Origin of the sequence: Pseudomonas helvetica (assembly GCF_039908645.1) — a bacterium.
GTDB lineage: Bacteria > Pseudomonadota > Gammaproteobacteria > Pseudomonadales > Pseudomonadaceae > Aquipseudomonas > Aquipseudomonas helvetica.
Window position 1 is genome coordinate 2876270 of record NZ_CP150917.1, and the last position, 15457, is coordinate 2891726.

Consider the following 15457-nt stretch of genomic DNA (forward strand, 5'->3'; position numbering starts at 1 on the left):
AACAAGTTTCCGTTACCGAACAAAGGTGCACGTCATTGCGGGTCGTTACCTGGTCACTTTGTACATAAAGTCCCCTAAATTTCGTGCGCCAAAATAATAAGCCTATTCACAGGCTTGCATGTGAAAAGCGCTGTAATACGGTAAATGTCGAGTGCTAATCTGCCGGCATTCGTGCTCAAGGAAGGACACTGTCAATGCCTGTTCTGGAACTCTCCACGCTGATCAGAGGACAAACACCCGCACAGGTTCTCGATTTTTGCCTTGAAGGCAGCAATTTCCCGAAAATCTTCCCGGAACGGGTGACGCCATTAGGCAACATCGACGTGAATGACTTGCGCATTGCTGCCGGTCGCGAGTTCAGTTTTCGTCACTGGATGTTCGGCTGTATTCCGGCGACCTGGACCGTGACGATTCGCGAGGTCAGCGACAGCCATTTCATCGACGAAATGCTCAAGGGCCCGATGGCTGCATTTCGTCATGAGCACCGGGTCGCGGCGGCGGAGGGGGGGACGCTGTACACCGATCGCGTGACCTATGCGGCCATTGGCGGTGCACTTTTCGAGTGGTTGATGGTCAATGCCTACATGCGGCGGATTTTCGAGGCGCGGCACCGCAATATGCTTCGTTTGCTGGGCTGAATCGCGCGCCCGTAGGAGCAAGGCTTGCCCGCGAAGAACGATAACGCGGTGAGGCTGTTGCACCGCAGTGTTCCAATCGCGGGCAAGCCTCGCTCCTACAGAAATCGGCATATCTCCAATGTACGCAACGACCTATCACAATTTGCATCTGGCCATAGGTCGTCGGACAATTTCGTGGTTAACTTCGACCTCTTCGATATTTTCCAAACAACGTTCAGAAGGACTCCGTTCATGGCTCAAGTCACCCTCAAAGGCAATCCGGTTCAAGTCAACGGCCAACTGCCACAAGCCGGTTCCAAGGCGCCAGCCTTTTCCCTGGTTGCCGGCAATCTGTCCGACGTGACCCTGGCAAGCTTCGCCGGCAAGCGCAAAGTGCTGAACATCTTCCCAAGCATCGACACTCCGACCTGCGCCACGTCGGTACGCAAGTTCAACGCTCAGGCCAACGACGTGGCCAACACCGTTGTCCTGTGCATCTCGGCTGACCTGCCGTTCGCCCAGGCACGTTTCTGCGGCGCTGAAGGCCTGGAAAACGTCCAGAACCTGTCGACCCTGCGCGGCCGTGAGTTCATCGAAAACTATGGCGTTGCCATTGCCGACGGCCCGCTCAAAGGCCTGACCGCCCGCGCCGTGGTGGTACTCGATGAAAACGACACTGTGCTGCACAGCGAACTGGTTAAAGAAATCGCTGAAGAGCCAAACTACGAAGCGGCGTTGGCCGTTTTGAAGTAACCGCATTTTACAATTATTAACGGCCTGGCTCTGTCCAGGCCGTTTTCATTTGTGCTTCAGTGCCTTAGCAAAAAATCGCAAAAGCAGGCTGAAGGTAAATTGCCGGTAAAGGCGCTTTGCTTCAATGCCGTCAGTGCTTATCGTTCACTCTCCCGTATAAAGATGCCCACACGCGCCCAATGGTTGATCATTCCATGCAATCCTCTGCTTCCCGTCATCCCCGTCGCTGGCTATTTGGCCTGCTGGTCCTGTTGGTCATTGCCGGCCTGTGCTGGAAGTTCTGGCCAGGCGGTACGGCTCACAAAGACGCCCCAGTAGCTAAAGCGGCGGCGGGGCATGTCGGCAAGTCTGGCGGGATGCGTCCGGGTTTTGGTGGCGCCACAGGACCGGTCCCGGTTCGGGTCGCGCCTGCTGTCGTGGGTGATTTCCCGCTCTATTACAAAGCGCTGGGCACGGTCACTGCGCTGAACACCATCAATGTGCGCAGCCGTGTGGGCGGTGAACTGGTGAAGATTGCGTTTGAAGAAGGGCAAATGGTCAAGGCAGGCGATCTGCTCGCCGAGATCGACCCGCGCCCTTACCAGAACGCCTTGCTGCAAGCCGAAGGCACGTTGCTGCAGAACCAGGCACAGTTGAAAAACGCGCAGGTGGATCTGGAACGCTATCGCGGTTTGTATGCGCAAGACAGTATCGCCAAACAGACCCTCGACACCGCAGCTGCGCTGGTGGGGCAGTACCAGGGCACGGTCAAGACCAATCAGGCGGCGGTCAACGACGCCAAACTCAATCTGGAATTCACCAGGATCCGTGCGCCGATTACCGGGCGTGTCGGTCTGCGGCAGCTGGACGTTGGCAACCTGGTGTCCGCCAATGACACCACGTCCCTGGCGGTCATTACCCAGACCCAGCCGATCAGCGTGGTCTTTACCTTACCGGAAAACACGCTCGATACCGTGCTGACCCGCTACCACTCCGGTGCCAAACTGCCGGCTGAAGCCTGGGATCGTGGCGATACCAAAATGCAGGCCAGCGGCGTCTTGCAAAGCCTCGACAACCAGATCGACACCACCACCGGCACACTGAAGTTCAAGGCACGCTACGACAATCGCGATCTGGCACTGTTCCCGAATCAGTTCGTCAACGTCCGACTGCTGGCCGACACCCTCAAGGGCGTGGTGCTGGTGCCTTCGGCAGCCGTTCAGTTTGGCACCAACGGCACCTTTGCCTATGTCCTGGACGGTGACAAGAAAGTCACCATTCGCCCGTTGAAGATCGGTGCCAGCGATGGTGACAACACGGTGATCCAGGAAGGCTTGAAAGCCGGTGATCGCGTGGTTCTGGAAGGCACTGACCGCCTCAAGGAGGGCAGTGAAGTCGAGGTGGTCAACGACAGCAGTAATGTCGCCCCCGCGACCCCGACCCCGACCGAAAGCCAGGACCCATCGACCAACGCCACGACTGATCCGAAAGCCACCGGCAAGGCGCACAAGGGTCGCGCATGAACATCTCGCGGCTGTTTATCCTTCGCCCGGTAGCCACCACCCTGAGCATGCTGGCCATCGTTTTGGCCGGCATGATTGCCTACAAGTTGCTGCCGGTCTCGGCATTGCCTCAGGTCGACTACCCGACCATTCGGGTCATGACCCTGTACCCGGGCGCCAGTCCGGATGTAATGACCAGTGCGGTGACTGCGCCACTCGAGCGCCAGTTCGGGCAAATGCCCGGCCTGACCCAAATGGCCTCGACCAGTTCCGGCGGCGCCTCGGTGCTGACCCTGCGCTTCAGCCTCGACATCAACATGGACGTCGCCGAGCAGCAGGTGCAGGCGGCGATCAACGCGGCGACCAATCTGTTGCCCAAGGACTTGCCCGCTCCACCGGTGTACAACAAGGTCAACCCGGCGGACACCCCGGTGCTGACCCTGGCGATCACCTCCAAAACCATGCTGCTACCCAAACTCAATGATTTGGTCGACACGCGCATGGCGCAGAAAATCGCCCAGATCAGTGGCGTCGGCATGGTCAGCATCGCCGGCGGCCAGCGTCAGGCCGTGCGGATCAAGGTCAACCCGGAAGCCCTGGCGGCCAACGGCTTGAACCTGTCGGACGTACGCACCTTGATCGGCGCGTCCAACGTCAACCAGCCCAAAGGCAACTTCGACGGCCCGACCCGGGTCTCGATGCTCGATGCCAACGATCAGTTGACCTCGCCCAAGGACTACGCCGAACTGATTCTGGCCTACAAGAACGGCGCGCCGTTGCGACTCAAGGACGTCGCGCAGATTGTCGATGGCGCCGAAAACGAACGCCTCGCTGCGTGGGCCAATGAAAACCAGGCTGTGTTGCTGAATATCCAGCGCCAGCCGGGTGCCAACGTGATCGAGGTGGTCGACCGGATCAAGGCCCTGTTGCCGAGCATCACCGACAACCTGCCGGCTGGCCTCGACGTTACCGTGCTGACCGACCGTACCCAGACCATCCGCGCGTCCGTCACCGACGTGCAGCACGAATTGCTGATCGCCATCGCCCTGGTGGTGATGGTGACGTTCCTGTTCTTGCGCCGGGCCAGCGCCACGATCATTCCGTCGATTGCCGTGCCGTTGTCGCTGATCGGCACCTTCGGCGTGATGTACCTGGCCGGTTTTTCGGTCAACAACCTGACCTTGATGGCGTTGACCATTGCCACCGGTTTTGTGGTGGACGACGCGATCGTCATGCTGGAAAACATTTCGCGCTTCATCGAGGAGGGCGACAGCCCGTTGCAGGCGGCGCTCAAGGGCGCCAAGCAGATCGGTTTCACCCTGATATCGCTGACCTTGTCGCTGATTGCGGTATTGATTCCACTGTTGTTCATGGCCGATGTAGTGGGGCGGCTGTTCCGCGAGTTTGCGATTACCCTGGCGGTGGCGATCCTGATTTCCCTGGTGGTTTCGCTGACCCTGACGCCAATGATGTGCGCGCGGCTGCTCAAGCGTGAACCCAAGCCAGAAGAACAGGGCCGCTTCTACCGGGCCAGCGGTGCGTGGATCGACTGGCTGATCGCCGCCTACGGGCGCAAGTTGCAGTGGGTGCTCAAGCATCAGCCGCTGACCTTGCTGGTGGCCGTCGCTACCCTGGGCCTGACGGTGTTCCTGTACATCGTGGTACCCAAGGGCTTTTTCCCGGTGCAGGACACCGGGGTAATCCAGGGTATTTCCGAGGCGCCGCAGTCGATTTCCTTCGCCGCCATGAGCCAGCGCCAGCAGGAGCTGGCCAAGGTCATCCTGGCCGATCCGGCGGTGCAAAGCCTGTCGTCCTATATCGGAGTCGACGGCGACAACGCGACCCTCAACAGCGGGCGCTTGCTGATCAATCTCAAGCCGCACAAAGAGCGTGATCTGAGCGCGGCCCAGGTGATCAGCCGGTTGCAGCCGCAGCTGGACAAACTGGTGGGCATTCGTCTGTTCATGCAGCCGGTGCAGGACCTGACCATCGAAGACCGGGTCAGCCGCACACAGTACCAATTCAGCATGTCGTCGCCGGATGCCGAGATGCTCAGCCTGTGGAGCGGGCGACTGGTCGAGGCGCTGCGCAAACAACCCGAGCTGACCGACGTTGCCAGTGATTTGCAGGACAAGGGCTTGCAGGTCTATCTGGTGATCGACCGTGACGCGGCTTCGCGAATCGGCGTTTCGGTGTCGAACATCACCGACGCGCTGTACGACGCTTTTGGCCAGCGCCAGATCTCGACCATTTACACCCAGGCCAGCCAATACCGCGTGGTGATGCAGGCACAGGACGGCGAAAAGATCGGCCCGCAGGCGCTGGAGCAGATTCACGTCAAGACCACCAATGGCGGCCAGGTGCGGCTGTCCAGCCTGGCCCACGTCGAAGAGCGCCAGGCGCAATTGGCGATTGCGCACATCGGCCAGTTCCCGGCAGTGATGATGTCCTTCAACCTCGCGCCCGGCGTGGCGTTGGGGCAGGCCGTCGAGCTGATCAACAAGGTGCAGCAGGACATCGGCATGCCGCTTGGCGTGCAGACTCAGTTCCAGGGTGCGGCCCAAGCGTTCGAAGCCTCGCTGTCGAGTACCTTGCTGCTGATTCTAGCGGCGGTGGTGACCATGTACATCGTGCTCGGCGTGCTGTACGAGAGCTACATTCACCCGATCACCATTCTCTCGACGCTGCCATCGGCGGCGGTCGGCGCCTTGCTGGCGTTGATTCTCAGCGGCAACGACCTGGGCATGATCGCGATCATCGGCATCATCTTGCTGATCGGCATCGTCAAGAAGAACGCGATCATGATGATCGACTTCGCCCTCGACGCCGAGCGTAATCAGGGCATGGACCCGGCGACCGCGATTTATCAGGCGGCGCTGCTGCGTTTCCGGCCAATCCTGATGACCACCCTGGCCGCGTTGTTTGGCGCGGTGCCGTTGATGCTCGCCACTGGTTCGGGGGCCGAACTGCGCCAGCCATTGGGTCTGGTGATGGTCGGTGGCCTACTGGTGAGCCAGGTGCTGACGCTGTTTACCACGCCGGTGATCTATCTGTACTTCGACCGCCTCGGTCGGCGCTGGCGACGTGCGCCTGAGCGCCTGGAGCCGGTAGAGCAGCCATGAACCTGTCCGGACCTTTCATTCGCCGGCCGGTAGCGACGATGCTGCTGAGCCTGGCGATCATGTTGCTGGGCGGTGTGAGTTTCGGCTTGCTGCCGGTGTCGCCGCTGCCGCAAATGGATTTCCCGGTGATCGTGGTGTCGGCGAGCCTGCCGGGCGCGAGCCCCGAGGTCATGGCCTCCACCGTGGCGACGCCGCTGGAGCGATCCTTCGGCGCCATCGCCGGGGTTAACACCATGAGCAGCCGATCCAGCCAGGGTTCGACCCGGGTAATCCTGCAATTTGACATGGACCGCGACATCAATGGCGCGGCGCGAGAAGTGCAAGCGGCGATCAACGCCTCGCGCAACCTGCTGCCCAGCGGTATGCGCAGCATGCCGACCTACAAGAAGGTCAACCCGTCCCAGGCGCCGATCATGGTGCTGTCGCTGACCTCGGATGTACTGGAAAAAGGTCAGCTTTATGACCTGGCCTCGACCATCCTTTCGCAAAGCCTGTCTCAAGTGCCCGGTGTCGGCGAGGTGCAGATTGGCGGCAGTTCGTTGCCGGCAGTGCGCATCGAGCTTGAACCGCAACTGCTGAACCAGTACGGCGTGGCGCTGGATGATGTACGCAACACCATCGCCAACGCCAACGTGCGCCGGCCCAAGGGTTCGATCGAAGACGACCAGCGGATGTGGCAGCTCCAGGCCAACGACCAGTTGGAGAAGGCCAAGGATTATGAACCGCTGATCATTCGCTACCAGAATGGCTCGGCGTTGCGCCTGGGCGATGTGGCCAAGGTTCGCGACAGCGTCGAAGACCGCTACAACAGCGGTTTCTTCAACGATGACGCGGCGGTGCTGTTGGTGATCAACCGCCAGGCCGGCGCCAACATCATTAAAACGGTCAACGATATCAAGGCGCAGTTGCCGGCGTTGCAGGCGGTGTTGCCGGCCAGCGTCAAACTGAACCTGGCGATGGACCGTTCACCGGTGATCAAGGCGACCTTGCACGAAGCGGAAATGACCCTGCTGATTGCCGTGGCGCTGGTGATTCTGGTGGTCTACCTGTTCCTCGGTAACTTCCGCGCGTCGTTGATCCCGACGCTGGCGGTACCGGTGTCGTTGGTCGGTACGTTCGCGGTGATGTACCTCTATGGCTTTTCGCTGAACAACCTGTCGCTGATGGCGCTGATTCTGGCCACGGGGCTGGTGGTGGACGATGCCATCGTGGTGCTCGAAAACATTTCGCGGCACATCGACGAAGGGATCGCGCCGATGAAGGCGGCGTACCTGGGCGCCAAGGAAGTCGGTTTTACCCTGCTGTCGATGAACGTCTCGCTGGTGGCGGTGTTCCTGTCGATTCTGTTCATGGGCGGGATCATCGAGAGCCTGTTCCGCGAGTTTTCGATCACCCTGGCGGCGTCAATCGTGGTGTCGCTGGTGGTCTCGCTGACCCTGACGCCGATGCTCTGTGCCCGCTGGCTGAAACCCCACACGCCAGGTGAAGAAAACCGTTTGCAGCGCGCCAGTCGGCGCGCCAACGACTGGATGGTCAAGCACTATGCCAGCGGCCTGGATTGGGTGCTGCGTCACAAGCGGCTGACGCTGCTCAGCCTGTTTGTCACCATTGGCGTCAACATCGCCTTGTATGTGGTGGTGCCCAAAACGTTCCTGCCGCAGCAGGACACCGGTCAACTGATCGGTTTTGTCCGCGGCGACAATGGCCTGTCGTTCAACGTCATGCAGCCGAAAATGGAAACCTTCCGCCGCGCGGTGTTGAAAGACGCGGCGGTGGAAAGTGTCGCCGGTTTTATCGGCGGGACCAACGGCACCAATAACGCTTTCATGCTGGTACGCCTGAAGCCGATCAAGGAACGCAATATTTCTGCGCAGAAGGTCATCGAACGCCTGCGCAAGGAAATGCCCAAGGTCGCCGGTGCCCAATTGATGTTGATGGCTGACCAGGACTTGCAGTTTGGCGGTGGCCGCGAGCAGACCACCTCGCAATACACCTACATCCTGCAAAGCGGCGATTTATCGGCGTTGCGCGAGTGGTATCCAAAGGTCGTCACCGCACTCAAGGCATTGCCTGAACTGACGGCCATCGACGCCCGCGAAGGGCGAGGTGCCGCGCAGGTGACACTGGTGGTCGATCGTGACCAGGCCAAACGCCTGGGTGTCGACATGTCGATGGTCACCGCGGTGCTGAACAACGCTTATAGCCAGCGCCAGATCTCGACCATTTACGACAGCCTCAACCAGTATCAGGTGGTGATGGAGGTCAATCCGAAATACGCCCAGGACCCGATCACCCTCAATCAGGTCCAGGTGATTACTGCTGCCGGCGCGCGCATTCCGTTGTCGGCAATTGCCCACTATGAAAACAGCCTGGAAAACGACCGGGTCAGCCATGAAGGGCAGTTCGCGTCCGAGAGCATCTCTTTTGATATGGCCGAAGGCGTCACCGTTGAACAAGGCTCGGCCGCCATCGAACGGGCGATTGCCAAGCTGGGGTTGCCGGAAGAAGTGATCGCCAAGATGGCCGGCACTGCCGACGCTTTCGCGGCGACCCAGAAGAGTCAGCCGTGGATGATTCTCGGTGCGCTGGTGGCGGTGTATCTGGTGTTGGGCGTGCTGTACGAAAGTTACGTGCACCCGCTGACCATCCTCTCGACGTTGCCTTCGGCAGGTGTCGGTGCGTTGTTGTCGATCTATGTGCTGGGCGGCGAGTTCAGCCTGATTTCGCTGCTCGGGCTGTTTTTGCTGATCGGCGTGGTGAAGAAAAACGCCATTCTGATGATCGACCTCGCGCTACAGCTTGAGCGCCATCAGGGCATGGAACCGCTGGAGTCGATTCGCAGTGCGTGTCTGTTGCGTCTGCGGCCGATTCTGATGACTACCCTGGCGGCGATTCTGGGCGCCTTGCCCTTGTTGCTCAGCACCGCCGAAGGCGCGGAAATGCGCCAGCCATTGGGCCTGACCATTATCGGCGGGTTGATTTTCAGCCAGGTGCTGACGCTTTTCACCACCCCGGTGGTTTACCTCTACCTCGACCGTTTGCGCCATCGGGTCAACCGCTGGCGTGGGGTTCGTACCGATGCTTCTCTGGAAACTCCGCTATGACTGACCGTTGCCCACTCAACCTCGACGCACCGATGGCCCGGCGCCTGGTATCGGCCCGCGGTTCGCGTTTACTGAGTCTTTCGCTCAGCGTCTTGATGCTCAGCGCCTGCGCCATCGGCCCGGACTATCAGCGCCCGACAGTGGCCGAGCCGGCACAGTACAAGCAGGCCGACGGCTGGCGTCAGGCGACGCCGAGTGATTCATTGGCGCGTGGCGCCTGGTGGGAACTGTACGGTGATCAGCAGCTCAACGGGCTGGTCGAAAAACTCAACAGTGCCAACCAGACCGTTGCCCAGTCCGAAGCCCAGTACCGCCAGGCTCAGGCGTTGGTACGCAGTGCCCGAGGTGCGTTTTTTCCGACGGTTGATCTGAGCGCCGGGAAAACCCGTTCGAGTCAAGGCACCGGTAGCAGCAGTTCGAGCCTGAGCAGTACCAACAGTGGTATCCGCGACACCTATAACACTCAGCTTGGGGTGAGTTGGGAAGCGGACGTCTGGGGCAAATTGCGTCGCGGCCTGGAAGCCGACAAGGCCAGTGCCCAAGCGAGTTTTGCCGACCTGGCCGCGATGCGCCTGAGCCAGCAATCGGAGCTGGTGCAGAACTACCTGCAATTGCGAGTGATCGACCAGCAAAAGCGCCTGCTGCAAGCCACGGTCGAGAATTATCAGCGCTCGCTGCAAATGACCGAAAATCAGTACCGCGCGGGAGTGTCCGGCAAGGACGCGGTGGCCCAGGCGCAAACCCAACTGAAAAGCACACAGGCCGACATGGTCGACCTGATCTGGCAGCGTGCGCAGTTCGAGAACGCGATTGCGGTGCTGATCGGCTTGCCGCCGGCTGACTTCAACCTGGCAGAAACCCAGAACATTCCAGCATTGCCGCAGGTTCCGCTGAGCCTGCCCTCGCAACTGCTGGAGCGACGCCCGGACATTGCCTCCGCCGAGCGTTCGGTGATTGCCGCCAACGCCAACATCGGCGTGGCCAAGGCAGCCTACTACCCGGACCTGACCTTGAGCATGAGTGGCGGCTACAGCAGTAGCACTTACTCTAACTTGATCAGCTTGCCGAACCGTTTCTGGTCGGTAGGGCCGAAACTCGCCATGACCTTGTTCGATGGCGGCCAACGCTCGGCGGAAGTCGACCGAACCGAGGCGGCCTATGACCAGACCGTGGCCAAGTATCGGCAAACCGTGCTCGACGGGTTCCGCGAAGTCGAAAACTACCTGGTGCAGCTCAAGGTCATGGAAGACGAAGCAGCGGTGCGCCAGGAAGCGCTGGATGCGGCCCGCGAGTCGTTGCGCCTGACCCTGAACCAGTACAAGGCCGGGTTGATCGCCTACCTTGATGTGGTGGTGGTCCAGGCCACAGCGCTGAGCAACGAGCGTAGCGTGCTGACCTTGCAGCAAAGCCGGCTGATTGCCAGCGTGAACTTGATCGCCGCGTTGGGCGGTGGCTGGGATGGTCAGACCCAGATCAGCGAAAAAAACTAGGGTAGAGCGTTTCTGTGGCGAGGGAGCTTGCTCCCGCTGGGCCGGTCCGCGTTCGGGCGAAGCGGCCCCAAAACCTGCGACCGCGTCATTTCAGTCACACCGCAATGGCTGGCTTCACGACTGCTGCGCACCCGAGCGGGAGCAAGCTCCCTCGCCACAAATTGCAGTCAGCCTTACGCTCTGTAAGGGTATGTCCTGCCTTGTTTCAGACTGTCCGTCGCGCTAATGGCCTTTTGGTTACTTTGTGAGTGCGTTCGTTGATGGAATCAGTACAATCGCGCACTTTGCCCCAACGAGCATGGATGCAGTCCAGCGGGGGCGTCACGAGAAGTTCTGATGCTCATCGGTAGCTATTCCCCCGCGCTGGTTCTGATCTCCCTTTGCGTGGCGATTCTTGCCTCCTATACCGCCCTGGACCTGACCGGTCGTATCGCAACCGCCAAAGGCCGCGCAGTTCATTTTTGGACGGCGGGTGGCGCGTTGGCGATGGGTATCGGCGTCTGGTCGATGCACTTCATTGGCATGCTGGCATTCAGGTTGCCGATCATCCTCGGCTACGATATCGGTATCACCGCGTTGTCGCTGGTGATCGCCATTCTGTCCTGCGGGTTCGCGCTGTGGCTGGTCAGCCAGCCGCGTATGCCGGGCTGGCAACTGGCGTTCGGCGCATTGATCATGGGCGCGGGCATCAGCGGCATGCATTACACCGGCATGGCCGCCATGCGCATGCAGCCGGGTATCGATTACGATCCGACATTGTTTGGTGCTTCGCTGGTGATCGCGGTCGGCGCTTCAGCCGCGGCATTGTGGATTGCCTTTCGTTTACGCCAGAACACCCCGTATGTGCGCCTCGTTCGTGGCGGCGCCGCGGTGATCATGGGTATCGCAATTGTCGGTATGCACTACACAGGGATGGCGGCCGCACGATTTGCCGAGGGCAGCTATTGCGGCGCGACAGTCGACGGTTTGAGTGGCAAGGGCCTGGACAATCTGGTGCTGGTCACCACTCTGGCAGTGTTGAGCATCGCGCTGCTGACGTCGATCCTCGATGCACGCCTGGAAGCACGCACCGCCGAGTTGGCCAATTCCTTGACCCTGGCCAACCGCGAACTCACCCAGCTGGCATTGCACGACCCCCTGACCGGGTTGCCGAACCGTGTACTGCTGGCCGATCGCATCGATCAAGCCATGCATGTGGTGCAGGAGCAGGGCGGCTGTTTTGCGTTGATGTTCATCGATCTCGATGGTTTTAAACCGGTCAACGATGCCTTTGGTCACCATATAGGCGACCAGTTGCTGCGCGAAGTCGGCGTACGTTTGCGCGAGGACCTGCGCGGCCAGGACACGCTGGCGCGGATAGGCGGCGATGAATTCGTGTTGCTGGTGCAGCTCGCCGAACCTGACGATGCCTTGCGCCTGGCGGCGCGTCAGGTGGGGTTGATCTCGCGCGCATTCCGGGTCGCCGAGCACGATTTGCAGATCTCTGCCAGCGTTGGCATTGCCGTATACCCTGGCAACGGACAGACCCCGCAAGAACTGCTGATGAACGCCGACGCGGCGATGTATCACGCCAAGGGCGCGGGCAAGAACGGTCACAGCTTCTTCGATGCCTCGATGAATACCAACGCCCGCAAGCAACTGCAAATGCTTCAGGATTTGCGTAATGCGCTTGAGCAACAGCAATTCAGCCTGCACTACCAACCCAAGTTTGACGCCAGCAATGGTCGGCCGGTCGGCGCCGAAGCCTTGCTGCGCTGGGAACACCCGACCCTGGGCATGCTGCTGCCGGACAAGTTCATCGAACTGGCGGAGAAAACCGGGTTGATCATTCCGATCGGCGACTGGGTGCTCAACGAAGCGTGCCGGCAAATGAGCCTCTGGCACAGCCAGGGTTACACCCATTGGCGTATTGCAGTGAATCTCTCGGCGTTGCAGTTCTGTCATGCCGGGCTGGTTCAAAGCGTCGCCAAAGCCTTGGCCACTCACCGTTTGCCGGCTAACAGCCTGACCCTGGAAATCACCGAAACCACCGCCATGAGCGATGCCGACGCGAGCATGACGGTGCTCCAGCAACTGTCGGAAATGGGCGTCGACCTGTCCATCGACGACTTCGGTACCGGTTACTCGAGCTTGATGTACCTCAAGCGCCTGCCGGCCAATGAGCTGAAGATCGACCGTGGTTTTGTCCGTGACCTTGAGCGCGACAGCGATGACGCGGCGATCGTCTCGGCCATCGTCGCCCTTGGGCAGGCGCTGGGTTTGCGCATCGTCGCCGAAGGCGTGGAAACCGATGTGCAACAGGACTTCCTGACTCAGCTAGGCTGCGATTCCTTGCAGGGCTACCTGCTCGGCCACCCGTTACCGGCCGACAGGTTCATGGTCGATATACACCGGGCCGAGCAATTGGTGACGGGTTGATTGACCTCTGTGGCGAGGGAGCTTGCTCCCGTCGGCCGGTCCGCGTTCGGGCGAAGCAGTCGTAAACCTGGCTTGCCGTGGTGGAGGTCAGGAGCGCTGCGCACTCCAGCGGGAGCAAGCTCCCTCGCCACAGTGGCAGTGACAGGCCATGCAAAACCCGGCGTTGGCGGTTATTCTTGCGGCGCAAGGCTTTGGGTTCGAATGGGGGGATTGAGCATGGACAAAGTCATCGTTATCACTGGCGGCAGTCGCGGTATCGGCGCTGCTACGGCGCTCCTGGCGGCTGAGCAGGGCTATCGAATCTGCATCAACTACCAGGCCGATGAGCAGGCTGCGCAACAGGTCCTCGAGCAAGTCCGCGCGCTCGGCGCCCAGGCGATTGCGGTGCGCGCTGACGTCAGCATCGAAGATGAAGTGATCAGCCTGTTCCATCGCGTCGACACCGAGCTGGGCCGAGTCACCGCACTGGTGAACAACGCCGGCACCGTCGGACAAAAGTCGCGGGTCGATGAAATGTCCGAATTCCGCATTCTGAAAGTCCTGAAAACCAATGTCCTGGCGCCGATTCTCTGCGCCAAGCATGCACTGCTGCGCATGTCACCCAGACACGGCGGGCAGGGCGGCAGCATCGTCAACGTCTCCTCGGTCGCCTCGCGCCTCGGCTCGCCGGGTGAATACGTCGACTACGCAGCCTCCAAGGGTGCGCTGGATACGTTCACCATCGGCCTGTCCAAGGAAGTCGCCGGCGAAGGCATCCGCGTCAATGCCGTGCGTCCCGGCTACATCTACACCGACTTCCATGCCCTGAGCGGCGATCCGGATCGGGTCAGCAAGCTTGAATCGGGCATTCCCATGGCCCGCGGCGGCCGCCCGGATGAAGTGGCCGAGGCGATTATCTGGCTGCTGTCGGACAAGGCTTCTTATGCGACCGGGACCTTTGTTGATTTGGGTGGCGGGCGTTAAAAAGATCGCACAATCCTGCCTAAGGTCTCCATGGCCTTTTCGGTATCCTCGGTCCACGGGCTGCCGTAGTTCAAGCGAATACAATTCCTGAAGCGCTGGGTCGGTGAAAAGATCGGTCCCGGTGCAATGCTGATGCCTTGGGCCAATGCCATCTGGAACAACTTCAACGAATCCATCTGCGAGGGCAATTCCAGCCACAGGAAGTAACCTCCGGCCGGCTGGCTGACGCGGGTCTGGGCCGGGAAGTAGCGGGCGATGGCCGCGAGCATGGCGCTTTGCTGTTCTTCGAGGGCGTAGCGCAGTTTGCGCAGGTGGCGGTCGTAACCGCCGTGTTGCAGGTAATCGGCGATTGCCGCCTGGGCCGGCATCGAGGCGCAGAGCGAAGTCATCAGTTTCAGCCGTTCAATTTTCTGCGCATAACGCCCGGCGGCGACCCAACCGATGCGGTAACCGGGCGCGAGGCTCTTGGCGAAGGACCCGCAGTGCATCACCAGCCCTTCGGTGTCGAAGGCTTTGGCCGGTTTCGGTGCTTGCTGGCCGTAATAGAGCTCGGCGTAGACATCGTCCTCGATCAGCGGCACCTGATGGCTGCGCAACAACTCGACCAGTTCCTGTTTCTTGGCCTCGGGCATGGTTGCGCCCATGGGGTTCTGGAAACTGGTCATGCACCAGCAGGCTTTGATCGGATGGCGCTCGAGGGTTTGCGCCAACACGCCGAGGTCGATGCCGTCGCGCGGGTGCACGGGAATTTCCACGGCTTTGAGTTTGAGTCGCTCAAGCACTTGCAGGCTGGCATAGAACGCCGGGGCTTCGATGGCCACCAGGTCGCCGGGTTCGGTGACCGCTTGCAGGCACAGGTTCAGCGCTTCGAGCGCGCCGTTGGTGATCAGCAGTTCTTCCATGGGCAGCATCAGGCCGCCGACCATGTAGCGCAGGGCGATTTGCCGACGCAATTGCGGATTGCCCGGCGACATGTCGGTCACCACCATGCGTGGGTCCATTTCCCGGGCGGCACTGGCCAGCGAGCGTGACAGGCGTTGCAGTGGAAACAGCGTCGGGCTCGGGAAGGCCGAGCCGAAGGGTACGGTGTTCGGGTCCTTGATCGAGTCGAGTACCGAGAACACCAGTTCGCTGACGTCGACTTCGGTGGATTCGCTGACCTGGCTGCTGATCACCGGCTCCGAGAACGGGCTCGGCGCGTGGGTGTTGACGAAGTAGCCGGAGCGCGGCCGGGCGCGGATCAGCCCGCGACGCTCCAGCAGGTAATAAGCCTGAAACACTGTGGACGGGCTGACCCCGTAAGTCTGGCTGGCGTAACGCACCGAGGGTACACGCTGGCCTGGGCCGAGCACCCCGGAGCGGATCAGTTCAGCAATGTCGTCAGCGAATTTTTCGTAGCGTTTCATCTAGGACCCGGATTTGACGGAAAACAGGCGGCGCAGATCCTGTGGTGAGGGGGCTTGCCCCCGTTCGGCTGCGCAGCAGTCGTAAACCTGTGTGCGTGTTCTA

Annotated in this window: 9 protein-coding genes; 8 read left to right on the forward strand and 1 reads right to left on the reverse strand. The window is 60.6% G+C overall.

Going from position 1 to position 15457, the window contains the following annotated elements:
- The first annotated feature begins 194 nt into the window (after positions 1 to 194).
- The 8 genes from AABM55_RS13245 to AABM55_RS13280 all read left to right on the forward strand — a co-directional run bounded on the left by AABM55_RS13245 (position 195) and on the right by AABM55_RS13280 (position 13948).
- Positions 195 to 638 carry a hypothetical protein gene (locus tag AABM55_RS13245; protein WP_054597017.1) on the forward strand — a complete coding sequence of 148 codons (444 nt, stop codon included), beginning with the start codon at positions 195 to 197 and terminating at the stop codon, positions 636 to 638.
- A 231-nt stretch (positions 639 to 869) separates the two neighbouring features.
- Positions 870 to 1370 carry a thiol peroxidase gene (gene tpx / locus AABM55_RS13250; protein WP_019690760.1) on the forward strand — a complete coding sequence of 167 codons (501 nt, stop codon included), beginning with the start codon at positions 870 to 872 and terminating at the stop codon, positions 1368 to 1370.
- Positions 1371 to 1549: 179 nt separating this feature from the next.
- On the forward strand, positions 1550 to 2872 hold the full coding sequence (locus tag AABM55_RS13255) for an MdtA/MuxA family multidrug efflux RND transporter periplasmic adaptor subunit (protein ID WP_347929814.1): 1323 nt from the start codon (positions 1550 to 1552) through the stop codon (positions 2870 to 2872).
- The gene (locus AABM55_RS13260; protein ID WP_347929815.1) at positions 2869 to 5973 is read left to right on the forward strand and encodes an MdtB/MuxB family multidrug efflux RND transporter permease subunit; all 3105 of its coding nucleotides are present in this window, start codon (positions 2869 to 2871) and stop codon (positions 5971 to 5973) included. The genes AABM55_RS13255 and AABM55_RS13260 overlap by 4 nt, the downstream gene beginning before the upstream one ends.
- Positions 5970 to 9077, forward strand: coding sequence for an efflux RND transporter permease subunit (locus AABM55_RS13265; protein WP_347929816.1), 3108 nt, complete (start codon positions 5970 to 5972; stop codon positions 9075 to 9077). Before AABM55_RS13260 ends, AABM55_RS13265 begins: the two co-directional genes overlap by 4 nt.
- Complete coding sequence (locus AABM55_RS13270) at positions 9074 to 10567, forward strand: efflux transporter outer membrane subunit (protein WP_054597021.1); 1494 nt, start codon at positions 9074 to 9076, stop codon at positions 10565 to 10567. Before AABM55_RS13265 ends, AABM55_RS13270 begins: the two co-directional genes overlap by 4 nt.
- A gap of 336 nt (positions 10568 to 10903) precedes the next feature.
- A complete protein-coding gene (locus AABM55_RS13275) occupies positions 10904 to 12985 on the forward strand; it encodes an EAL domain-containing protein (RefSeq protein ID WP_347929817.1) in 2082 nt (693 codons plus the stop codon).
- A gap of 216 nt (positions 12986 to 13201) precedes the next feature.
- Positions 13202 to 13948: an SDR family oxidoreductase gene (locus AABM55_RS13280; RefSeq protein WP_347929818.1), complete on the forward strand. Its 747-nt coding sequence runs from the start codon at positions 13202 to 13204 to the stop codon at positions 13946 to 13948.
- Here AABM55_RS13280 and mapR read toward each other — a convergent pair.
- Positions 13945 to 15354, reverse strand: a complete 1410-nt coding sequence (gene mapR, locus AABM55_RS13285) for a GntR family transcriptional regulator MpaR (protein ID WP_103314357.1) — start codon at positions 15352 to 15354, stop codon at positions 13945 to 13947. The genes AABM55_RS13280 and mapR overlap by 4 nt on opposite strands.
- Positions 15355 to 15457: the final 103 nt, after the last annotated feature.